Below are 19,636 nucleotides of genomic sequence, written 5' to 3'. Positions count from 1 at the left end.
CGGCGTCAGATCGCCCGCCGGGCCATCATTTCCTTGATCTTGCCTATTGCCCGGGTGGGGTTCAGCCCCTTGGGACAGACGTCGACGCAGTTCATGATGGTGTGGCAACGGAACAAACGGTATGGATCCTCGAGGTTGTCCAAACGTTCCCCGGTCGCCTCGTCGCGGCTGTCCGCGAGGAAGCGGTAGGCCTGCAGCAGTCCGGCCGGCCCCACGAACTTGTCGGGGTTCCACCAGAACGACGGGCACGACGTCGAGCAGCAAGCACACAGAATACACTCATACAGGCCGTCCAGCTCTTCGCGGGCCTCGGGCGACTGCAGGCGCTCCTTCTCGGGCGGCGGCGTGTCGTTGATCAGGAACGGCTTGACCGAGTGGTACTGGTTGAAGAAGTGGGTCATGTCCACGATCAGGTCGCGGATGACCGGCAGGCCGGGCAGCGGCTTGAGCACGATGGGCTGCTTCAGGTCGAGCAGGTTGGTCGTGCACGACAGGCCGTTCTTGCCGTTGATGTTCATGGCGTCGGACCCGCACACGCCCTCGCGGCACGAGCGGCGGAAGGACAGGCTGTCGTCGACGTCGTTCTTGATGCGCACCAGCGCGTCAAGCAGCATCTTGTCGTTCGGGCCCAGCTCGACCTCGAGCTTCTGCATGTAGGGACGCTCGTCCTTGTCGGGGTCGTAGCGGTAGATTTCGAACTTCACAACACGTTTAGCACTCATCAGAGCACTCCAAAAAAGTTGGGGTCCTCACCCTGGGCGCCGCGGATCCGGCTTTGCCGGTCCGCCAGCGCCGCCCCCTGGGGGGCGCGCGTCAGCGCGTAGGGGGGGTTAAAAAGTCCTAGCTTTGGGCGGGAAGCTGTCGACGGTCAGCGGCTTCATCGTCACGGGCTTGTAGTCCAGGCGGTTGCCTTCGGAGTACCACAGCGAGTGGCGCAGCCAGTTCTGGTCGTCGCGCTCGGGGAAGTCGCTGTGCGCATGGGCGCCGCGGCTCTCGTTGCGGGCCGCGGCCGACACGATGGTCGCCTTCGCCACTTCGATCAGGTTCTCCAGCTCCAGCGCTTCCACGCGTGCCATGTTGAAGACCTTGGAATGGTCCTGGAAGGCCACGCTCTTGGCACGCTCGGCCAGTTCCAGGATCTGCCCCACGCCCTCGTCCAGCAGCGCCTGGGTGCGGAACACGCCGCAGTGGCGCTGCATGGAGTTGCGGATGTCGTTGGCGACGTCCTGCACGCGCTCGCCCTGCTTGCGGCTTTCCATCGCGTCGACGCGGCCCAGCGTGAAGTCGGCGGCGTCGCCCGGCAGGGCCTTGTGGCTGCGGCGCTTCAGATCGGCGCCGACGATGTGGTTGCCGGCCGCGCGGCCGAACACCACCAGGTCGAGCAGCGAGTTCGTGCCCAGGCGGTTGGCACCGTGCACCGACACGCACGCGCACTCGCCGATGGCGTACAGGCCGTTGACCACGGCATTGGGATTGCCGTCCTTGGGCACGACCACCTGGCCGTGGTAGTTGGTCGGGATGCCGCCCATCTGGTAGTGGATGGTCGGAACGACCGGGATCGGTTCCTTGATGGGATCGACGTTCGCGAACTTGATCGCGATCTCGCGGATCGACGGCAGGCGCTTGTTGATGGTCTCGGCGCCCAGGTGGTCGAGCTTGAGCAGCACGTAGTCGCCGTTGGGGCCGGCACCGCGGCCTTCCTTGATTTCCTGGTCCATCGAGCGCGAGACGAAGTCGCGCGGCGCCAGGTCCTTCAGCGTGGGCGCGTAGCGCTCCATGAAGCGTTCGCCATCCTTGTTCAGCAGGATGCCGCCCTCGCCGCGCACGCCTTCGGTGATCAGCACGCCGGCACCGGCCACGCCGGTGGGATGGAATTGCCAGAACTCCATGTCTTCCAGCGGCAGGCCCGCGCGCGCCGCCATGCCCAGGCCGTCGCCGGTGTTGATGAAGGCGTTGGTCGAGGCGGCCCAGATCCGGCCCGCGCCGCCCGTGGCCAGCACGGTGGTCTTGGCCTCGAAGATGTAGATCTCGCCGGTTTCCATTTCCAGCGCGGTCACGCCCACCACGTCGCCCTCGGCGTCACGGATGAGGTCCAGCGCCATCCATTCGACGAAGAACTGGGTACGGGCGGCGACGTTGCGCTGGTAGAGGGTGTGCAGCAGCGCGTGGCCGGTCCGGTCGGCGGCGGCACAGGCGCGCTGCACCGGCTTTTCGCCGAAGTTGGCGGTATGGCCGCCGAACGGACGCTGGTAGATCGTGCCGTTGGGGTTGCGGTCGAACGGCATGCCGAAGTGCTCGAGCTCGTAGACCGCGTTGGTGGCCTCGCGGCACATGAATTCGATGGCGTCCTGGTCGCCCAGCCAGTCCGACCCCTTGACGGTGTCGTACATGTGCCAGAACCAGTTGTCCTCACTCATGTTGCCCAGCGAGGCGCCGATGCCGCCCTGCGCCGCGACGGTGTGCGAACGGGTCGGGAACACCTTGGAGAAGACGGCGACGCTCAGGCCGGCCTGGGCCAGCTGCAGCGAGCAACGCATGCCGGATCCACCGGCGCCGACGACCACCACATCGAACTGGCGGCGCGGAAGAGAAGATTTAACGGCGGCCACGACTTAGATTCTCCACAGAATTTGAGCGGCATAGACGACGGAGCCGACCAGCCACAGAACGGTCAGGACTTGCAGCGCCAGGCGGATGCCCGTCGGCTTGACGTAGTCCATCCAGATGTCACGCACGCCGATCCAGGCGTGATAGGCAAGCGACAGGAAGGCCAGCATGGCCAGCAGCTTGCCCAGGGGGAAGCTGAGCACTTCGAAATTGAACAGGCGCACCCAGTTTTCGTAGGTGAATTCCGGAGTGACCAGCGCGCCGATGCCCAGCACCAGCGTGTAGACGACCAGGATGACGGCGGTGATGCGCTGGAGGATCCAGTCCTTCACGCCGTAGTGCGCGCCGACGACCAGGCGCTTGGGACCGATATTTTGCGGGGCCGACATCAGAATACTCCGAACAGTTTCAAACCGAAGACGACGGTCAGCGCCAGGCTGACGACCAGCACGATGCCCGCGGTGCGCTGGGCGGTGTGCTTTTCCAGTCCCTTGTGCAGATCCAGCGCCAGGAACCGGATGCCCGCACAGAAATGATGCAGGTACGCCCAGATCAGGCCCAGCAGGACGATCTTGACCAGGGGATGGGAAACGAAATCGTGGAACTGCGCGAAGCCGATCTCAGAAATCAGGCTGCGCTCGAACAGCGGCAACAGCACCAGCGGCAGCGCCAGGAACAACGCGAAGCCGGAAACGCGGTGCAGGATCGACACCTTGCCGGCCAGCGGCAGCCGGTAGCGCGCGATCTGCGTGATATTGATGTTTCTGAACTGTGGGCGGGGTTTTGCGGCAGAGTCGGACATCACGACCTCGGGTAAAGTAAGCGAACCATGAAAAAAACCATTGTTGCGAGACTGGGCGTCAGGAGTCGTCTAGGAAAACCGGGCCGGCAGGCCAGGCTCTCGTCGGGGTTCCAGGAGCCGGCGTCGCAAAGCCGCCCGAAAGCCGCCGAGTAAGGCAAACCCTGCTATTTTCGCCCATTCAGCGCCACCGTATCAAATCGTGTCCCAAAACGGCATCAATTGAGGCTGTTCCGGTAGTGGTAGCGCGAAGTCAGATACAGCCCACGGCGCATCTCGACCGGGCGATCGCCGTAGGTGAACGAGATCCGCTCCACCTGCAGCAGAGGCGTTCCCGCCTCGATATCCAACAGCTCGGCCTCCGGCTCTCCGGCCGGGACCGCGCGGATCTTCTCGTCGGCGCGGATCATCCGCACGCCGAACTCGCTTTCGAACAGGCCGTACATCGGGCCCTTGTATTCGGCCAGGCGTTCGGCCGTCAGCCCCCTGAACAGGGAACCCGGCAGCCAGATCTCGTCGATGACGGTGGGGACCTCGCCGAATGACAGCACACGGCGTACCAGCACCACGCTGTCGCCCGCGCGCAGCTCGAGCGCCTTGGCCACCTCGGCTGGCGCGCGCAGGCGGCGGCACTCCAGGAAGCGGCTGCGCGAGCGGGCGTGCTGCCCGTCGTCGGGCGCCAGGCGCAGGAAGCGGAACCGGACGCGGTCCTCGTGATGGGTGGCGACGAAGGTGCCCTTGCCCTGCCGGCGCAGCAGGATGTTGTCGGCGGCCAGTTCGTCGATGGCCTTGCGCACCGTGCCCTGGCTGACCTTGAAGCGGGCAGCCAGGTCCAGCTCGCTGGGGATGGCCTCGCCCGGCTTCCATTCGCCGCGATCCAGGCTTTGCAGGATCAGGCCCTTGATTTGCCTGTATAAAGGACTGAATGCCGCGCCCGGGGCACCCGGCTCCGGGGCCATGGCCGGGCCAGCCGTCGCGGGCGCGTCGGTCGAGGCGGACAGGCAGGGCGGATGGGGCTTGAACGGCATGGCCGGGATTGTGTCACAGCGTAACCCGCGATGTCCAACCAAACCCGTAAAAAATCTTATGTCTTATATAAAACATAAGATATGTTTATTGACGCTCAACGGCGATTTTCCTACACTCCCACGATCATGCCGACCCACGCTTGCCGCGCCGCCCGCAGCACCCTGGCGCCCAGCCGCCCTGGCCTGGCCGTGGCCGTCGATCTCCCGTCCCCGGTTCTCCATCGTGTATCGCGCCGTGCCCTTCCCTCGCGGAGTTACACTGCGCGTCGCGTCATTCTCACTCACCCCCATCCTCTTCGGAGACTCATATGACCAAGCCCGCAATGCGCGTCGCCGTCACCGGCGCCGCCGGCCAGATCGGCTACGCCCTGTTGTTCCGCATCGCTTCCGGCGAAATGCTCGGCAAGGACCAGCCGGTCATCCTGCAGCTGCTGGAAATCCCCGATGAAAAGGCGCAGAAAGCGCTCAAGGGCGTCATCATGGAGCTCGAGGACTGCGCCTTCCCGCTGCTGCAGGAAGTCACCGCCCACAGCGACCCCATGACCGCCTTCAAGGACGCCGACGTGGCCCTGCTGGTGGGCGCGCGCCCCCGCGGCCCCGGCATGGAGCGCAAGGACCTGCTGACCGTCAACGCGCAGATCTTCACGGCTCAGGGCAAGGCCCTGAACGCCGTCGCCAGCCGCAACGTCAAGGTGCTGGTCGTGGGCAACCCCGCCAACACCAACGCCTACATCGCGATGAAGTCGGCCCCGGACCTGCCCGCCCGCAACTTCACCGCCATGCTGCGCCTGGACCACAACCGCGCCCTGTCGCAACTGGCCGCCAAGGCCGGCTGCGCCGTCGGCGACATCGAGAAGCTCATCGTCTGGGGCAACCACTCGCCCACGATGTACCCCGACTACCGCTTCGCCACCCTGGCCGGCAAGCCCGCCCTGTCGGTGGTCAATGACGACGAGTGGAACCGCAACGTGTTCATCCCCACCGTCGGCAAGCGCGGCGCCGCCATCATCGACGCCCGCGGCCTGTCCTCCGCCGCCTCCGCCGCCAACGCCGCCATCGACCACGTCCGCGACTGGATCCTGGGCAGCAACGGCAAGTGGGTCACGATGGGCGTTCCCTCGGACGGCTCGTACGGCATCCCCGAAGGCATCATCTACGGCGTTCCCGTCATCACGAAGAACGGCGAATACGCGGTCGTCAAGGACCTCGAGATCGACGCCTTCTCGCGCGAGCGCATGGACCTGACGCTGAAGGAACTGACCGAAGAGCGCGACGGCGTCAAGCACCTGCTGTAAGGGAAGCCCACCCCCCTACGCCCTTCGGGCGCCCCCTCAAGGGGGCGATGCGGGTGGACCGGCAAAGCCGGATCCACCGCATCCTGGGGTAACACCGGGCTGGCGTAGAACGGCGTTCTTTTGGCCCGGCAAGGAAGCACGCGAGTACGATATCGTCTCGCGTGTTTTTTTTCGCCCCTCTGCCCCCTGCGGCGCGACAATATTCGCTGCCGCAGGCCGTGTCCGGGGCGATGGGCTGGCGGGGCGCATTCGGCGCCGCCGGTTTTGTCAGGCTTGGCGGGGAAGCAAGGGCGCAGCTGTCTGAGCGCGGCAGTAGGGACAGTCCGGGGGACTGTCCCCGCGCGAGTTCTGCGCCCGCCCCGCCAAGCCTGACAAAACCGGGAAGTCCCGCGCAGCGGGACCGGCGTCGCTGCGCCCCGCCAGCCCATCGCCCCGGACACGGCCGTCTCAAGAACCCGGACCAGACCCCATGAAACACCCCTCCGAAGTCCTCCACCAGTCAGCCAAGCCCCCCGCAGTCCTCCCCGTCTGCGACCACTACGCCGGCTCCGAAAAGCTGATGCAGAAAAGCCTGGAACGCCAGGCCCAGGCCGGCCCCGTGTTCGACGTCACCCTGGACTGCGAGGACGGCGCCGCCGTCGGCCGCGAGGCCGAGCACGCCGAAATGGCCGCCCGCCTGGCCGCCAGCGATGCCAACCGCCACGGGCGCGTCGGCGTGCGCGTGCACGACGTCAACCACCCCTCCTTCATCAGCGACCTCGACATCCTCATCGGCATCGCCGGCCCCCGGCTCGCCTACATCACCGTCCCCAAGGTCAACTCCGCCAACGACGCCCTCAACGCCGCCGAATCCATCGAACGCATAGGCATGGAAATGGGACTGGACCGCAAGATCCCCGTCCACGTGCTGATCGAGACCCACGGCGCACTGCGCGAAGTCTTCCGCATCGCCGCCCATCCCGCCATCGAATGCCTGTCCTTCGGGCTGATGGACTTCGTGTCCTCGCACCACGGCGCCATTCCCGCGCACGCGCTGACCGCCGAAGGCCAGTTCGACCATCCGCTGATCGCGCGCGCCAAGCTCGAGATCTCGGCCGCCTGCCACGCCTACGGCAAGGTGCCCTCGCACAACGTCGTCACCGAACTGAACGCACCCGACGTGATCTCGCGCGCCGCCCGGCGCGCCGGACAGAAATTCGGCTATACGCGCATGTGGAGCATCCACCCCTCGCAGATCGACCCCATCGTCGAAGCCCTGTCGCCCACCGCGGCCGACGTCGCGGACGCCGAGCGCATCCTGCTGGCCGCCGCCCGCGCCGACTGGGGCCCCATCCGCGACGGGGATCCGCAAGCCGGCCGGCTGCACGACCGCGCCAGCTACCGCTACTACTGGGACGTGCTGCGGCGTGCCCATGCCGCCGGCGTGGACGTGTCGGCCGAGGCACGGCGCCAGTTCTTCTCCTGAACCGGGCCGCCGGCGTCAGTTGCCGCCGGCCTCCAGGAAGCGGGCGAGCAGCCCCAGGAAACGGTCGACGACCTCTTCGCGGTTGCCGTCCGAGGTCCCGGCCATGTGGGGCGTCACGAGGAAATCCTCGCAATCCCACAGGGGATGGTCCGGCGGCAGCGGCTCGGTATCGAAGACGTCCAGGTGGGCGTGGCGCACCAGGCCGCGCGCATGGGCAGCCAGCAGCGCCTGCGTGTCGATCAGGGGGCCGCGCGCCACGTTGACCACGCCCAGCGGCCGCCCGGCCCGCAGCGCCTCCAGCGTGCCCATGTTGAACAACCCCCGCGTGGCCGGCGACAGCGGGCAGGCGAAGAACACCCAGTCCACCTGCCCCACCCATTCGTGGAAGCGCTCGTAGCCGCCGGTGGCGACCACGCCGGCCACGGGTTCCGCGCTCTGGCGCAGCACCCGCAGCGGCATGCCGAGGGTGGACAGGTATTGCCCGATGCGGCTGCCGATCTCGCCCCACCCCACCACCATGGCCTCGGTGCTGCGCAACGCGCGCACCTCGTCGTGCGCCATCGGCTGCCAGCGCTTCTCCAGTTGCTGGCGGTGCGCCGCGTGCAGCCGGCGGGCGAAATACAGGAACCCCGCCAGCGCCGTCTGCGCCACCGCGCCGGCATTGGCGCCGGCGGAGTTGGTGACCTGCACGCCGCGCGCGCGCAGGTCGTGGTAGATGCGCCGGTCGGCGCCCGAGGCATAGGTGTGGACCCAGCGCAGCCTGGGGGCGGCAAGCATCGCGTCGTAGAACGCCGCGGTGGCCGGCGCCAGCCAGTCGTCGGTGGACGGCCAGACGATGTCGCGCGTCAGGAAGACCACGTCGGCCTGGTCGGCCTGCCCGATGCCGACCAGGTCGACCCGGCCGGGCCAGCGTGCCAGGAGGCCGGCGTCGGCCAGTTCCCGCGCGCCGCGTTCCGAACAAAGAATATTCATTGCCTTATTTCTTCTGCAGCGACATCAGGAACTGCCGCCGGTCGGCGACTTCGCCGGCGACGAAGCGCTGCAGGTCCGGTTGCGACAGGGGCATGCTGTCCTGCATGTTCTCGCGCATGAACGTCTTCCACGAGGGTCGCTTCTCGACATCCTCCATGCCCCGCACCAGCCGCGCCGTGACCGCGGGCGGCGTGCCCTTGATCACCATCACGCCGCGCCACAGCGTTTCCACCACATCGTACCCCTGCTCGCGAAAGGTCGGCACGTCGGGAAAGAACTCGTTGCGCGACTCGCTGCTGATGCCCAGCAGGCGCACGTCGCCGCTGCGGATCTGGGCCATGGCCGTGCTGGGAGTGATCACCGCGGCATGCAGGTGTCCGCCCATCAGCGCCAGCAGCGCCTGGTTGCCGCCCTGGTAGGGAATCCAGGTGGACTTGAAGCCGGCCTTCTGCTCCAGGCGGTACAGCACGTATTGGTGGAATCCGGCGGTGGCGTAGCCGCCGATATTGACCTTGTCGGGCTGGCGCTTCAGTGCCTCGACCAGGTCCTTCAGGCTGTGGTACGGGCTGTCCTTGCGCACCGCCACGCTGGACGGCTCGGTCTGCAAGGCGCGCAGGAAAATGAAATCGGACGGCTGGAAACGGCTGTCCTTCTCGGCCATCAGGAACGACGTGGACCCGGTGGCCGACACGACCGTGTAACCGTCGGCCGGCGCGTTCAAGGCCATGTTCATGCCCACCGCCCCCGTGCCGCCGGGGCGGTTCTCCACCACCACCGTCTGCCCGAGCACGTCGCCCAGTTCCTTGCCCAGCGCGCGCATCATCGTGTCGAGCGGCGAGCCGGCTGCGGAGGTCGTGATGAAGTGCAGCGGGCGCTCGGGCCATTCCGCCGCCCGTGCCGGCGACGCCGCCAGCATCATCCCCGCCAGGGCGCAGGCGCCCCACCAACGGACCGGAAAATTCATGATCGTCTCCTTGCTTGTCGTTGTCGTGGAACGCGCGGTCAGAACGTGGCTTGCAGATCGTCCTCGCTGTGCCGCAGGCTGCGCGTCGGATACGGACGCGAGGGCATGGACCGCAGCGCCGCCTCGTCGATGTCCAGCCCCAGTCCGGGCAGCTCGGGCACCCGGATGTGGCCGTCCACCGGCACGAGCGCCTGGCGCGAGATGCGCTGCGAGAACTCCTCGAAAGGAACGAAGTACTCGGTGATCGTGAAGTTGGGCATGCAGGCCGCCGCGTGCACCGTGGCCGACAGCGACAGCAGCGTCGAGTTGTAGTTGTGCGGGGACACCGCGATCATCTCGGTCTCGGCCTGCGCGGCGATGAACAGCAGTTCCAGGATGCCGCCGCAGTTGGACACGTCCGGGTTGATGATGTCGGCGGCCCGGCTGCGGAACACGCTGCGGAAATCCGCGCGGCCATACAGCGCCTCGCCCGTCACCACCGGGATGGTCGTGGCCTGGCGCACTTCCTGGATCGCCTCCATGTTCTCCTTCTGGCACGGCTCTTCTATCCAGTACGGATTCAGCGGTTCCAGTTGTCGCGCCAGCTCGATGGCATGCACCGGCGCCAGCCGGCGGTGCAGGTCGAGCAGCAGCTCGACGCCCGGGCCGACCGCGTCCCGCACGGCGCGCACCACCGCGACGGCGTGCAGTATGGGCTCGCGCGGAATATAGGTGCGCCAGGGCCGCGGCAGCGGGTCAAACTTCAGCGCGTCGAAGCCGGCGGCCACCACCTGCTCGGCCGCGCGGGCATAGTCATCGGGCGTCTTGAGCTTGTACCCCCACCCGTTCGCGTAGACGCGCACGCGCTCGCGGCACCGCCCGCCCAGCAGCCGGTGCACGGGCTGCCCGAGCAGCTTGCCCACGGCGTCCCACATCGCCATCTCGATGCCCGACAGCGCGCTCCAGAACTCCAGGGAAGAGCGGCGCTGGGCATAGTCGTCGAACGCCACCTGGCAGAAATACCGGATGTTGAAGACGTCGCGCCCCACCAGGTAGCGCAGCAGTTCGCGCGCCTGCGCCGCCACGGCCTCGTCGCGGTCGTACTGGCTGTAGCTTTCGCCCCAGCCGACGGTACCATCCTCGAGCTCGAGCCGGATGAAGATGAGGTTCTTGCGCCAGCCGGGATGAACGGTCAGGCACTCGGCGTTTCGCACTTTCACGACTTGCCCCTTGCATGGGTTGGAATGCCGCCAGCGTACGCAAGCCCAGGTTATTTGAAAATGATATGGATATGAGATATATCGATATCAGATTCGCATCCCCCTTATCCCCCCATCATGAGCAAATCCCTGGAACTTCGCCACTTGCGCGCCGTGCTGGCCACCGCCGAGACCGGATCGCTGCACCAGGCGGCCATCGCCCTGGAAACCTCCCAGCCCGCCCTGTCGCGGCTGCTGCGCGAGGCCGAGGAACGCATGGGCGTGCGGCTGTTCGAGCGCTCGGCCCAGGGCAGCCGAGCCACGGCGGCGGGCGCCCTGGCCGAGCAGGTGGCGCGCCGCGTCGCCGCCGACGTGCGGCGCCTGCAGGACATGGCGCGGGACGGCCGCTGGCACCTGCGCGTGGGGTGCATTCCCCGCGCGCTGGACCTGGTCGTGCCCGGCCTGCTGCATCGCCCAGCCGGCGCGCTGGCCGACGAGGTCGAGATCGACCTGCGGGAAGACGACAGCCTGACCCTGCTCGCGGCCCTGGCACGGGGGGAACTGGACCTGGCGATCCTCTCGCTGTTCGGGGAAATGCCGCCTAACCTGCTCTCGCGCCAGCTCTACCTGGACCGCAACGTGTTCGTGTGCGGCGTACCCGGCCCGGACATGTCCGACGGACCGCTGACACCCGGGGCCCTGGCGCGGCATCCGTTCGCCGCGCCGGCGCCGGAGACCCCCTCGCGGCTGGAGTTCGACCGCTATTGGCAGCACCACGGCGTGCCGCCCCCCGCCTGCCGGGTGGCGGCGCGGACCTACGACGCCATCGCCAGCGTGCTGCCGGGCACGCCCATGCTGGCCGTCATGCCGCGGCAGGTCGCGCGGCGCCATGCCGGTAACGGCAGCCTCAGGATATTGAAGGTCGCGCACGCCCTACCCGAGCGCCCCATCCACGTGGTCTGGCCCAGGCAGGCGCTGCAACCGGTCACGGACCAGCTCATCGCCCTGATCCGGCCGGCGCGGCCACGGCGCGGACGGCCGTGACCGGAGCCGGGACTACTGGTCGTTCAAGCTGGCCTTGGCGGCTTCCTCGGGGGTCAGCCCGTCGTAGAACTGGTCGGTGAACCACTCGGCTTCCTGCTCGATGTAGTCCTGGGCCTCTTCGCGGCTCGCGCCCGCGGCCACCAGGAAGCCCTCCACTTCGGTGCACCACTGGATCAGGGCTTGCAGGTCGGGATCGTTGTCTTTGTCGGTAGCCATAGGCCGGTTCCATCGAAAATCACGCCACATGGCATTCCGGCAAGAATAGCGCAAGTCCCCATCGCGGTCTTGTTCTAGGGTTTCCCCTCCTGACACCCGCCGCCAGCCTCCGTATAGTTATGAAAAATATCTATTATGTTTCATAACTATCTCATGAACATCGACGACCTCATCGCCATCGACATCCATGTCCACGCCGAAGTGTCCTGCCGCTGCGCGCCCGATGCCTTCGGCAAGGAATTCGACGAGGCCGCCGAGAAATACTTCAAGTTCACGCACCGGCCCACCATACCCGAGACCATCGCGCGCTATCGCGAAAAACGCATCGGCCTGGTCATGTTCACCGTCGATGCCGAAGCCAACCTGGGCCGGCGGCGCATCCCCAATGAAGAAATCGCGGAAGCGGCGCTCGAAAACAGCGACATGATGCTGGCCTTCGCCAGCATCGATCCGCACAAGGGCAAGATGGGCGTGCGCGAGGCGCGCCGGCTGATCCAGGACTACAAGGTCGCGGGCTTCAAGTTCCACCCCACCGTCCAGGGCTTCTACCCGAACGACGAACTGGCCTACCCCCTGTACGAAGTCATCGCCGAGGCCGGCCTGCCCGCCATCTTCCACAGCGGGCATTCGGGCATAGGCACCGGCATGCCGGGCGGCGGCGGGCTCAGGCTGAAGTACTCCAACCCCATCCACCTGGACGACGTGGCGGCGGATTTCCCCGACATGAAGATCATCATCGCCCATCCTTCATGGCCCTGGCAGGACGAGGCGCTGTCGGTCTGCCTGCACAAGCCCAATGTCTACATCGACCTGTCGGGCTGGTCGCCCAAGTACTTCCCCAAGGAACTGGTGCACTACGCCAACACCCAGCTCAAGCACAAGATGCTGTTCGGCTCGGACTTCCCGCTGATCACGCCCGAACGCTGGATGCAGGATTTCGAGACCGCGGGCTTTCGCCCCGAGGTCCATCCGCTCATCCTGAAGGACAACGCGGCCAAGTTGCTGGGTTTCGCCTGATGGCGCAGGAGCCCCTGGACCAGACCTTCCTGCTCGGCCTAGTGGGCCACAGCGCACGGCTGGCCTCGTCCGGCATCCGCCCCCTGTTTGCCCAGCGCATGGCGGACCACGACCTGCGGCAGGCGGAGTTCGCCGTGCTGTCGCTGCTGGACGCCAATCCAGGCATCAGCCAGAAGCGCCTGGCCGACGCCATTAATGTCTCGCCGCCCAACATGGCGGCCGTGCTGGCGCGGCTGCTCGAACGCGGCCTGGTCCGCCGCGAGCGCCAGCCCTCGGACCAGCGCATGCAGATCCTGCTGCTGACGCCGGCCGGCACCCGCCTCTACCGCAAGGCCGCCGCGACCGCGCTGGACCTGGACCAGGAGGCCACGGCCATGCTGACGCCCGCCGAGCGCCGGGAACTGTTGCGGCTATTGAAGAAAGTGAACGAAGCGCAGGGCGCGCTTCAAGGCCAGGGAACCTGATAGTTCAGGATGGCCGACACCGAGCGGCGGCCGCCGGCGGTGCACGAATCGGTGTAGCAGTACGACGCGTAGCTGGTATCGAACATGTTGTTCGCGCTGGCGCGCAGCTTCAGGCCCTTCAGGTCCGGGCTCAGGTGGGCAAAGTCGTAGTTGATGCCCGCATCCACCAGGGTATAGGCCACGGCCAGGCCCGGCTGGGCCACGTTGCTGTAGACCGCGCCCGCGCGCCCCACCCTGCCGTCCAGGCTCAGGCCGGCGAAACTGCCGCGCGTGACGGCGTATCTGGCCCCCACGGAAACACGCTGCTCGGACACGTCCGCATAGCGATTGCCGAGCATGGCCGCGTAGGCGTCCTCGCTCGCGCCGATCACGGTCGAGCTGGTGACCGCGTAGGTGGCCACGAGGTTCAGGCCCTGCAGCGGCTGCATCCGGCTCTCGACCGTGGCGCCGCGTATGCGCAGTTCGGCCCAGGCGCTGCACCCTGCCACGGCGCAGCCTTCCTGCGCCTCGGAGGTCTGGGCATTGTTCTGGATCTGGTTGAACGCCGTGATGGTCATCAACTGCCCGAGCGCCGGCGGCTGGTAGCGCACGCCGGTCTCGTACTGCTGGCTGGTGGCGGACGCGGCGGTGCCGGCCTGGGGCGCGTAGCTTTGCGAATAGTTCACGTACGGCGCCAGGCCGATGTCGAACTGGTAGCGCAGCCCCAGCCGGCCGCTGTAGACGTCGTCCTCGCGCAGGCCGGTGCCGTCGTTCCCGGCGGCGTTCAGGTCGATGGTGCGGTGGGTATTCTGGTCGCGCCGCCCGACCATGGACAGGACCCACCGCCGGTACTGCACCTGGTCCTGCACGAAGAATCCCAGCTTGCTTTCTTCCGCGAACGAGCGCGCGGCAATGCGCGGCTGGCCGATGGCCGTGCCGTAGGCCGCATCGAAGATGTCCAGCGACGGCGACGGCGCGATCCGGCTTTCGTAGATGTCGCGCGACTTGACGTAATCGAAGCCGAACTTGAACGTGTGCTGGAATCCCAGCGTCGTGAACCGGGCCTGCGCCTGCGAGCCGACGTTGAAGGTGCCCAGCCCCGGCCCCAGCGCATCCTGCGGCGCCGGCGATCCGTTGATCCAATCCACGGCGGGCTGGTTATCGGGCCGGCCATAGCGGACGTTCTGCTTGACCACCCAGGTGTCGTCCAGCTTCTGCTCGAACTCGTAGCTGGACTGCTTCCGGTTCGCCTGGTCGTAGGCCTGGGTACCGGTACGGGTGTCCACCGACATGTCCGCCCCGGGGTTCCAGGCCGGCGCGGTCGGTACCCTGACCGTGCCCTCGTCCGTCACGGCATAGACGATGGGCACCGGCGTATAGGGCAGCTCGGGCTCGGGCGCGGCCGGCTCCGGCGGCACGGCCGGACCCGCGGGCACCATCGAGGCCGCGGCGGGTTCTTGCAGGGAAACCGCGGGCGCGCACGCGCCCAGCGCCAGCAGCGCCGCCGTCGACGCCAGGATGGGCACGGCCCGCGTCAGGAAATGCAGAAACGTCACTCGCATGCTCGTCCGTATCGCCGTGGCCCGGACTCGGCCGGCTCTCGCGGCGCACGCCGGCACCGCCGGCCCTAGGCCTCGGCTATCCACGCCATCTGTATGGCTTCGAGAATTTTCTCTCCGGAACGTTTCGGATCGTCATCGAAGCCAGGAAGTTCCAGCACCCAGTTGTGCAAGTCGGTGAAACGCACCTGCTCCGGGTCCACGTCGGGATGGGCGTCGGCCAGCGCCGCGGCGATTTCGTAGATGTCCGTCCACTTCATCGGGGTTCTCCTGGCCTTGCGCCGGCATCCGTCAATGATTTTCGGCGGCGTGGTTGATGGTGTACTTGGGAATCTCGATCGTCAGGTCGGCATCCTCGATCACGGCCTGGCAGGACAGGCGCGAGGTGGAAGTCAGGCCCCAGGCCTTGTCCAGCAGATCTTCCTCGTTGTCCGTGGCGGATTCGAGCGAGGAAAAACCCTCGCGCACGATCACGTGGCAGGTGGTGCAGGCGCACGACAGTTCGCAGGCGTGCTCGATCTCGATGTGATGGTCGAGCAGCACGCGGCAGATGGATGTGCCCGAGGGCGCGTCCTCGATGACCGCGCCTTCCGGGCAGAGTTCGGCGTGCGGAAGCACGGTGAGTTTGGGCATGATGGCAACCTGATAATGATGCGAACGGAAGCGCCGGGCGCTTCCTTACACGATTTCGTCCACGCGGCGCCCCGACAGCGCGCGGCGTATGCTGCGGTCCATCCGGCGGGCGGCGAAGTCCTCGGTGGCCTGCGCCAGCGCCTCGACCTGGGCCCGTACCGTCTCGCTGTCGTCGCTGGCCGCGGCGCTGGCGGTGCGCGCCAGCTGGGCCCGGATCGCGGCCTGTTCATCCGGATCCAGCAGGTCGGCATCGGCCTGCAGCGCCGCCTCGACCGACTCGACCAGGCGCCGGGCCTCGACCTGCTGCTCGCGCAGCGCGCGCAGCTTCATGTCCACGTCGGCGCTGTTCATGCCGTCCGCCAGCATGGCCGCCACTTCGTCATCCGACAGCCCGTACGAGGGCTTGACCGAGATCGAGGCTTCCACGCCCGAGCTCTGCTCGCGCGCCGTCACGCTCAGCAGCCCGTCGGCGTCGACCTGGAAGGTCACGCGGATGCGGGCGGCGCCGGCCACCATGGGAGGAATGCCCCGCAGCTCGAAACGGGCGAGCGAGCGGCAATCGGACACCAGCTCGCGTTCGCCCTGGACCACGTGGATGGCCATGGCCGTCTGGCCGTCCTTGAATGTCGTGAAGTCCTGGGCGCGCGCCACCGGGATCGTGCTGTTGCGCGCGATCACGCGCTCGACCAGCCCGCCCATGGTTTCCAGGCCCAGCGACAGCGGGATCACGTCCAGCAGCAGCCACTCGTCGTCGGCCGTGCGGTTGCCCGCCAGCAGATTGGCCTGCATGGCGGCGCCCAGCGCCACGACCTGGTCCGGATCGAGATTGATCAGCGGGTCGGTGCCGAACAGATCGGCCACCATGCGGCGCACGATGGGCATGCGGGTCGCGCCGCCCACCATGACCACGCCCTTGACCTCGTCAGCGGCCAGGCCGGCGTCGCGCAGCGCCCGCCTGGCGCTCGACAGCGTGCGGGCCACCAGCGGACGCGCCAGGATCTCGAAATGCTCGCGCGTCAACGCCAGCGCCAGCGTACGGCCGCCCGACAGCGTGGCGGCCAGTTCGGCCTGCTCCGCGTCGGTCAGCGCCTCGCGCGCCTGGCGCGCCGCGACCAGCAAGGCGCGCTGGTCTTCCGGCCCCAGCCCGGACAGCTTGCGGTCGTTCACGGCCCACGCCACGATGGCGGCGTCGAAATCGTCGCCGCCCAGCGCCGTGTCGCCGCCCGTGGCGATGACTTCGAACACGCCCTTGGACAGGCGCAGGATGGAGATGTCGAACGTGCCGCCGCCCAGGTCGTAGACCGCGTAGATGCCTTCGGCCGCGTTGTCCAGGCCGTAGGCGATCGCCGCCGCCGTCGGTTCGTTCAGCAGCCGCAGCACGTTCAATCCGGCCAGCCGGGCGGCGTCCTTGGTCGCCTGCCGCTGGGCGTCGTCGAAATACGCGGGCACGGTGATCACCGCGCCCACGAGATCGTCGCCCAGGGCATCCTCGGCCTGCTGACGCAGCTTGGCCAGGATCTGCGCCGACACCTCGACCGGACTCTTGTCGCCCTGCACGGTACGGATGCGCACCATGCCGGGGGCATCGACGAACTCGTACGGCACGTGCAGCCGCTGGGCGTCCGCCAGCCCGCGCCCCATGAAGCGCTTGACCGACACCAGCGTATTGTGGGGATCCTGCGCCTGGGCCGCCAGCGCCTTGCGCCCGATCTGGACGTCGCCGCCCGGCAGGTAGCGCACCGCCGAGGGCAGCAGCGCATGGCCCTCTTCATCGCGCAGGACCTCGGCGGCGCCGCTGCGTACCGACGCCACCAGCGAGTTGGTCGTGCCCAGATCGATGCCCACCGCCAGACGGCGCTGGTGGGGGGCGTCGGACATGCCGGGTTCGGCTATCTGCAAAAGCGCCATGCGTTCCTGTTGTTCTCAGTCTTGTTCCGCCAGAGCATCGACGGCGAGGTCGATCTCTTCGGAGAATTTTTCAATGAACATCCACTCCCGCACGCGGGCGGCGGCAGTGGCATAGTCATGCTGTTCGTCCAGCAGCCGGCCAACCTCGGCCGTCATGCGCTTGCGCGCGGCGGCCAGCTCTCCCGCCAGGGCTTCCAGCGCGGCCGGGTCGCGGGCCGACCGGGCCTCGTCCAGCGCCTCCCGCCACTCCATCTGCTGCATCAGGAAGGCCGGGGTCATGGCCGTGTTGGTCTCGACCTGCAGGTCGACGCCCGCGCGCTCGCACAGGTAGCGCGCCCGGGACAAGGGCGCGCGCAGCACCCGATAGGCCTCGTTCGCGCGCGAGGCCCACTGCATGGCCACGCGCCGCTCCTGGGCCGAGCCGGCCGCGTGCCGGTCCGGGTGGACCCGCGCCTGGACCTCGCGCCAGGCCCGGTCCAGCGCATCGCGGTCGATGGCGAAACCGGGCGCGAGGCCCAACAGCTCGAAGTGATCGGGATCGTGTTGCATCAGACGGTGAAAGACTCACCGCAGCCGCAGGATGCCTTTTCGTTCGGGTTGTTGAACTTGAAGCCCTCGTTGAGCCCCTCGCGCGCATAGTCGAGTTCGGTGCCGGCCAGGTACGGCAGGCTCTTGGGATCGACGTACACCTTCACGCCCTGGCTCTCGAACACCTGGTCGTCGGCCTGGGCCTCGTCCACGTATTCGAGCTTGTACGCCAGGCCCGAGCATCCGGTGGTGCGCACGCCCAGCCTCAGCCCTATGCCCTTCCCCCGTTTCTGGAGGTAGCGGCTGACGTGGCGCGCGGCGCGTTCGGTCAACGTTACCGACATGGCTTCCTCTTAGCTGTTTCCGTGCTTGGCACGATAGTCGTTCACGGCCGCTTTGATGGCGTCCTCGGCCAGGATCGAGCAGTGGATCTTGACCGGGGGCAGCGCCAGTTCCTGGGCGATCTGCGTGTTGCGGATATCGAGCGCCTGGTCCAGCGTCTTGCCCTTGACCCATTCGGTCACCAGGGAGCTGGAGGCGATGGCCGAACCGCAGCCATAGGTCTTGAAGCGCGCGTCCTCGATGACGCCCTGCTCGTTGACCTTGATCTGCAGCTTCATCACGTCGCCACAGGCCGGCGCGCCCACCATGCCCGTTCCCACGGAGTCGTCGCCCTTCTCGAAGGAGCCGACGTTGCGGGGGTTCTCGTAGTGATCGATGACTTTTTCGCTATAGGCCATGTTTTTTCTCCTGGTTCAGTGTGCAGCCCACTGCACCGTGTTGATGTCGATGCCGTCCTTGACCATTTCCCACAGCGGGGACATTTCGCGCAGCTTGTCGACCTTGCCGCGGATCAGCTGGACGGTGAAGTCGATTTCCTCTTCCGTCGTGAAGCGGCCGAGGGTGAAGCGGATGGAACTGTGCGCCAGCTCGTCGCTGCGGCCCAGGGCGCGCAGCACGTACGAGGGTTCCAGGCTGGCCGAGGTGCAGGCCGAGCCGCTCGAGACCGCCAGTTCCTTCACCGCCATGATCAGGGACTCGCCCTCGACGTAGTTGAAGCTGACGTTCAGGTTGTGCGGGATGCGCTGCTCCATGTCGCCATTGAGGTAGACCTCTTCGATGGTCGAGAGGCCTGCCCACAGCCGGTCGCGCAGCATGCGCACGCGCTCGTTTTCCGTGGCCATCTCTTCCTTGGCGATGCGGAAGGCCTCGCCCATGCCGACGATCTGGTGCGTGGCCAGCGTGCCCGAGCGCATGCCGCGCTCGTGGCCGCCGCCGTGCATCTGCGCCTCGATGCGCACGCGCGGCTTGCGCCGCACGTACAGCGCGCCTATGCCCTTGGGCCCGCACATCTTGTGCGCGCAGAAGGACATCAGGTCGACTTTCAGCGTGGCCAGGTCGATGACGACCTTGCCGGTGGCCTGGGCGGCGTCGACGTGGAAGATCACGCCCTTCTCGCGGCAGATCTCGCCCAGCTTCTCGATGTCCTGGATGACGCCGATCTCGTTGTTGACGTACATGACCGAGGCCAGGATCGTGTCCGGGCGGATCGCCGCCTTGAAGGCCTCCAGGTCGAGCAGGCCGTTTTCCTGCACGTCCAGGTAGGTGACCTCGAAGCCTTCCCGCTCCAGTTCGCGGCAGGTGTCCAGCACCGCCTTGTGCTCGGTCTTCACCGTGATGATGTGCTTGCCGCGCTCGGCGTAGAAATGCGCCGCGCCCTTGATCGCCAGGTTGTCGGACTCCGTGGCGCCCGAGGTCCACACGATTTCGCGCGGATCGGCGTTCACCAGGGCGGCAACCTGCTCGCGGGCGATTTCGACGGCCCGTTCGGCATCCCAGCCGTAGGCATGACTGCGCGAGGCCGGGTTGCCGAATTTTTCGTACAACCACGGGACCATGGCGTCGACCACCCGCGGATCCACCGGCGTGGTCGCCGAATAATCGAGATAAACCGGCGTTTTGATCATGACATCCAACCCT

At 67.2% G+C, this 19,636-nt stretch carries 22 protein-coding genes; 5 read left to right on the top strand and 17 right to left on the bottom strand.

What is annotated here, in order from left to right; genetic code table 11:
- Nucleotides 1-5: 5 nt before the first annotated feature.
- The 5 genes from CDO46_RS24025 to CDO46_RS24005 all read right to left on the bottom strand — a co-directional run bounded on the left by CDO46_RS24025 (nucleotide 6) and on the right by CDO46_RS24005 (nucleotide 4,365).
- A complete protein-coding gene (locus CDO46_RS24025; RefSeq protein ID WP_087841095.1) occupies nucleotides 6-722 on the bottom strand; it encodes a succinate dehydrogenase iron-sulfur subunit in 717 nt (238 codons plus the stop codon).
- 108 nt (nucleotides 723-830) lie between these two features.
- Nucleotides 831-2,609 (bottom strand): succinate dehydrogenase flavoprotein subunit, encoded by a 1,779-nt coding sequence (gene sdhA, locus CDO46_RS24020; RefSeq protein WP_087841094.1) that lies wholly within the window; start codon nucleotides 2,607-2,609, stop codon nucleotides 831-833.
- A 3-nt stretch (nucleotides 2,610-2,612) separates the two neighbouring features.
- The gene (gene sdhD, locus CDO46_RS24015; protein WP_087841093.1) at nucleotides 2,613-2,996 is read right to left on the bottom strand and encodes a succinate dehydrogenase, hydrophobic membrane anchor protein; all 384 of its coding nucleotides are present in this window, start codon (nucleotides 2,994-2,996) and stop codon (nucleotides 2,613-2,615) included.
- A complete protein-coding gene (sdhC, locus tag CDO46_RS24010) occupies nucleotides 2,996-3,409 on the bottom strand; it encodes a succinate dehydrogenase, cytochrome b556 subunit (RefSeq protein ID WP_087841092.1) in 414 nt (137 codons plus the stop codon). Before sdhC ends, sdhD begins: the two co-directional genes overlap by 1 nt.
- Nucleotides 3,410-3,624: 215 nt before the next feature.
- Nucleotides 3,625-4,365 (bottom strand): GntR family transcriptional regulator, encoded by a 741-nt coding sequence (locus CDO46_RS24005; protein WP_207958678.1) that lies wholly within the window; start codon nucleotides 4,363-4,365, stop codon nucleotides 3,625-3,627.
- Nucleotides 4,366-4,742: 377 nt separating this feature from the next.
- On the opposite strand from CDO46_RS24005, the gene CDO46_RS24000 reads away from it, so the two are divergent.
- Both CDO46_RS24000 and CDO46_RS23995 read left to right on the top strand, forming a co-directional pair.
- The gene (locus CDO46_RS24000) at nucleotides 4,743-5,729 is read left to right on the top strand and encodes a malate dehydrogenase (RefSeq protein ID WP_087841090.1); all 987 of its coding nucleotides are present in this window, start codon (nucleotides 4,743-4,745) and stop codon (nucleotides 5,727-5,729) included.
- Nucleotides 5,730-6,198: 469 nt separating this feature from the next.
- Nucleotides 6,199-7,194, top strand: a complete 996-nt coding sequence (locus CDO46_RS23995) for a CoA ester lyase (RefSeq protein ID WP_087841089.1) — start codon at nucleotides 6,199-6,201, stop codon at nucleotides 7,192-7,194.
- A gap of 15 nt (nucleotides 7,195-7,209) precedes the next feature.
- On the opposite strand, the gene CDO46_RS23990 is transcribed toward CDO46_RS23995, so the two are convergent.
- The 3 genes from CDO46_RS23990 to CDO46_RS23980 are packed head-to-tail and all read right to left on the bottom strand — an operon-like array spanning nucleotide 7,210 to nucleotide 10,329.
- Nucleotides 7,210-8,166 carry an NAD(P)-dependent oxidoreductase gene (locus tag CDO46_RS23990; protein WP_087841088.1) on the bottom strand — a complete coding sequence of 319 codons (957 nt, stop codon included), beginning with the start codon at nucleotides 8,164-8,166 and terminating at the stop codon, nucleotides 7,210-7,212.
- Between the two features lie 4 nt (nucleotides 8,167-8,170).
- Nucleotides 8,171-9,130 carry a tripartite tricarboxylate transporter substrate binding protein gene (locus tag CDO46_RS23985; RefSeq protein WP_087841087.1) on the bottom strand — a complete coding sequence of 320 codons (960 nt, stop codon included), beginning with the start codon at nucleotides 9,128-9,130 and terminating at the stop codon, nucleotides 8,171-8,173.
- Between the two features lie 38 nt (nucleotides 9,131-9,168).
- Nucleotides 9,169-10,329 carry a mandelate racemase/muconate lactonizing enzyme family protein gene (locus CDO46_RS23980; protein ID WP_087841086.1) on the bottom strand — a complete coding sequence of 387 codons (1,161 nt, stop codon included), beginning with the start codon at nucleotides 10,327-10,329 and terminating at the stop codon, nucleotides 9,169-9,171.
- 117 nt (nucleotides 10,330-10,446) lie between these two features.
- On the opposite strand from CDO46_RS23980, the gene CDO46_RS23975 reads away from it, so the two are divergent.
- On the top strand, nucleotides 10,447-11,352 hold the full coding sequence (locus CDO46_RS23975; RefSeq protein ID WP_087841085.1) for a LysR family transcriptional regulator: 906 nt from the start codon (nucleotides 10,447-10,449) through the stop codon (nucleotides 11,350-11,352).
- 12 nt (nucleotides 11,353-11,364) lie between these two features.
- Here CDO46_RS23975 and CDO46_RS23970 read toward each other — a convergent pair whose 3' ends face one another.
- Entirely contained in the window at nucleotides 11,365-11,568 is a 204-nt protein-coding gene (locus tag CDO46_RS23970) for a hypothetical protein (protein ID WP_087841084.1), read from the bottom strand.
- 153 nt (nucleotides 11,569-11,721) lie between these two features.
- On the opposite strand from CDO46_RS23970, the gene CDO46_RS23965 reads away from it, so the two are divergent.
- Together CDO46_RS23965 and CDO46_RS23960 are read left to right on the top strand one after the other, a co-directional pair.
- Complete coding sequence (locus CDO46_RS23965) at nucleotides 11,722-12,585, top strand: amidohydrolase family protein (RefSeq protein WP_087841083.1); 864 nt, start codon at nucleotides 11,722-11,724, stop codon at nucleotides 12,583-12,585.
- On the top strand, nucleotides 12,585-13,049 hold the full coding sequence (locus CDO46_RS23960; RefSeq protein WP_087841082.1) for a MarR family winged helix-turn-helix transcriptional regulator: 465 nt from the start codon (nucleotides 12,585-12,587) through the stop codon (nucleotides 13,047-13,049). The genes CDO46_RS23965 and CDO46_RS23960 overlap by 1 nt, the downstream gene beginning before the upstream one ends.
- Here the strand turns inward: CDO46_RS23960 and CDO46_RS23955 are convergent.
- The 8 genes from CDO46_RS23955 to CDO46_RS23920 all read right to left on the bottom strand — a co-directional run bounded on the left by CDO46_RS23955 (nucleotide 13,031) and on the right by CDO46_RS23920 (nucleotide 19,623).
- Nucleotides 13,031-14,584, bottom strand: a complete 1,554-nt coding sequence (locus CDO46_RS23955; protein WP_087841081.1) for a TonB-dependent siderophore receptor — start codon at nucleotides 14,582-14,584, stop codon at nucleotides 13,031-13,033. The two genes, CDO46_RS23960 and CDO46_RS23955, sit on opposite strands and share 19 nt — an antisense overlap.
- A 71-nt stretch (nucleotides 14,585-14,655) precedes the next feature.
- Complete coding sequence (iscX, locus tag CDO46_RS23950) at nucleotides 14,656-14,847, bottom strand: Fe-S cluster assembly protein IscX (protein WP_087841080.1); 192 nt, start codon at nucleotides 14,845-14,847, stop codon at nucleotides 14,656-14,658.
- 31 nt (nucleotides 14,848-14,878) lie between these two features.
- Nucleotides 14,879-15,220 (bottom strand): ISC system 2Fe-2S type ferredoxin, encoded by a 342-nt coding sequence (gene fdx / locus CDO46_RS23945; protein WP_087841079.1) that lies wholly within the window; start codon nucleotides 15,218-15,220, stop codon nucleotides 14,879-14,881.
- Between the two features lie 45 nt (nucleotides 15,221-15,265).
- The gene (hscA, locus tag CDO46_RS23940) at nucleotides 15,266-17,128 is read right to left on the bottom strand and encodes a Fe-S protein assembly chaperone HscA (protein WP_087841078.1); all 1,863 of its coding nucleotides are present in this window, start codon (nucleotides 17,126-17,128) and stop codon (nucleotides 15,266-15,268) included.
- Between the two features lie 15 nt (nucleotides 17,129-17,143).
- Entirely contained in the window at nucleotides 17,144-17,677 is a 534-nt protein-coding gene (hscB, locus tag CDO46_RS23935) for a Fe-S protein assembly co-chaperone HscB (RefSeq protein WP_087841077.1), read from the bottom strand.
- Complete coding sequence (gene iscA, locus CDO46_RS23930; RefSeq protein WP_087841076.1) at nucleotides 17,677-18,000, bottom strand: iron-sulfur cluster assembly protein IscA; 324 nt, start codon at nucleotides 17,998-18,000, stop codon at nucleotides 17,677-17,679. The genes hscB and iscA overlap by 1 nt, the downstream gene beginning before the upstream one ends.
- Nucleotides 18,001-18,009: 9 nt before the next feature.
- The gene (gene iscU, locus CDO46_RS23925; protein ID WP_087841075.1) at nucleotides 18,010-18,396 is read right to left on the bottom strand and encodes a Fe-S cluster assembly scaffold IscU; all 387 of its coding nucleotides are present in this window, start codon (nucleotides 18,394-18,396) and stop codon (nucleotides 18,010-18,012) included.
- 15 nt (nucleotides 18,397-18,411) lie between these two features.
- Nucleotides 18,412-19,623 carry an IscS subfamily cysteine desulfurase gene (locus CDO46_RS23920; RefSeq protein WP_087841074.1) on the bottom strand — a complete coding sequence of 404 codons (1,212 nt, stop codon included), beginning with the start codon at nucleotides 19,621-19,623 and terminating at the stop codon, nucleotides 18,412-18,414.
- Nucleotides 19,624-19,636 lie beyond the last annotated feature (13 nt).

This window comes from Pigmentiphaga sp. NML030171, assembly GCF_002188635.1.
In the GTDB taxonomy this organism is placed as follows: domain Bacteria; phylum Pseudomonadota; class Gammaproteobacteria; order Burkholderiales; family Burkholderiaceae_B; genus Pigmentiphaga; species Pigmentiphaga daeguensis.
This window is presented reverse-complemented; position numbering and strand designations above follow the sequence as displayed.

Coding starts and splice junctions, on each gene's coding strand:
- CDO46_RS23960 (WP_087841082.1), top strand. CDS start 12,585: ATGGCGCAGGAGCCCCTGGACCAGACCTTCCTGCTCGGCCTAGTGGGC.
- iscU (WP_087841075.1), bottom strand. CDS start 18,396: ATGGCCTATAGCGAAAAAGTCATCGATCACTACGAGAACCCCCGCAAC.
- CDO46_RS23965 (WP_087841083.1), top strand. CDS start 11,722: ATGAACATCGACGACCTCATCGCCATCGACATCCATGTCCACGCCGAA.
- CDO46_RS23920 (WP_087841074.1), bottom strand. CDS start 19,623: ATGATCAAAACGCCGGTTTATCTCGATTATTCGGCGACCACGCCGGTG.
- CDO46_RS23975 (WP_087841085.1), top strand. CDS start 10,447: ATGAGCAAATCCCTGGAACTTCGCCACTTGCGCGCCGTGCTGGCCACC.
- iscA (WP_087841076.1), bottom strand. CDS start 18,000: ATGTCGGTAACGTTGACCGAACGCGCCGCGCGCCACGTCAGCCGCTAC.
- CDO46_RS23990 (WP_087841088.1), bottom strand. CDS start 8,166: ATGAATATTCTTTGTTCGGAACGCGGCGCGCGGGAACTGGCCGACGCC.
- hscB (WP_087841077.1), bottom strand. CDS start 17,677: ATGCAACACGATCCCGATCACTTCGAGCTGTTGGGCCTCGCGCCCGGT.
- CDO46_RS23995 (WP_087841089.1), top strand. CDS start 6,199: ATGAAACACCCCTCCGAAGTCCTCCACCAGTCAGCCAAGCCCCCCGCA.
- iscX (WP_087841080.1), bottom strand. CDS start 14,847: ATGAAGTGGACGGACATCTACGAAATCGCCGCGGCGCTGGCCGACGCC.
- CDO46_RS24000 (WP_087841090.1), top strand. CDS start 4,743: ATGACCAAGCCCGCAATGCGCGTCGCCGTCACCGGCGCCGCCGGCCAG.
- fdx (WP_087841079.1), bottom strand. CDS start 15,220: ATGCCCAAACTCACCGTGCTTCCGCACGCCGAACTCTGCCCGGAAGGC.
- sdhD (WP_087841093.1), bottom strand. CDS start 2,996: ATGTCGGCCCCGCAAAATATCGGTCCCAAGCGCCTGGTCGTCGGCGCG.
- CDO46_RS24025 (WP_087841095.1), bottom strand. CDS start 722: ATGAGTGCTAAACGTGTTGTGAAGTTCGAAATCTACCGCTACGACCCC.
- CDO46_RS23970 (WP_087841084.1), bottom strand. CDS start 11,568: ATGGCTACCGACAAAGACAACGATCCCGACCTGCAAGCCCTGATCCAG.
- sdhC (WP_087841092.1), bottom strand. CDS start 3,409: ATGTCCGACTCTGCCGCAAAACCCCGCCCACAGTTCAGAAACATCAAT.
- CDO46_RS23985 (WP_087841087.1), bottom strand. CDS start 9,130: ATGAATTTTCCGGTCCGTTGGTGGGGCGCCTGCGCCCTGGCGGGGATG.
- CDO46_RS24005 (WP_207958678.1), bottom strand. CDS start 4,365: ATGGCCCCGGAGCCGGGTGCCCCGGGCGCGGCATTCAGTCCTTTATAC.
- hscA (WP_087841078.1), bottom strand. CDS start 17,128: ATGGCGCTTTTGCAGATAGCCGAACCCGGCATGTCCGACGCCCCCCAC.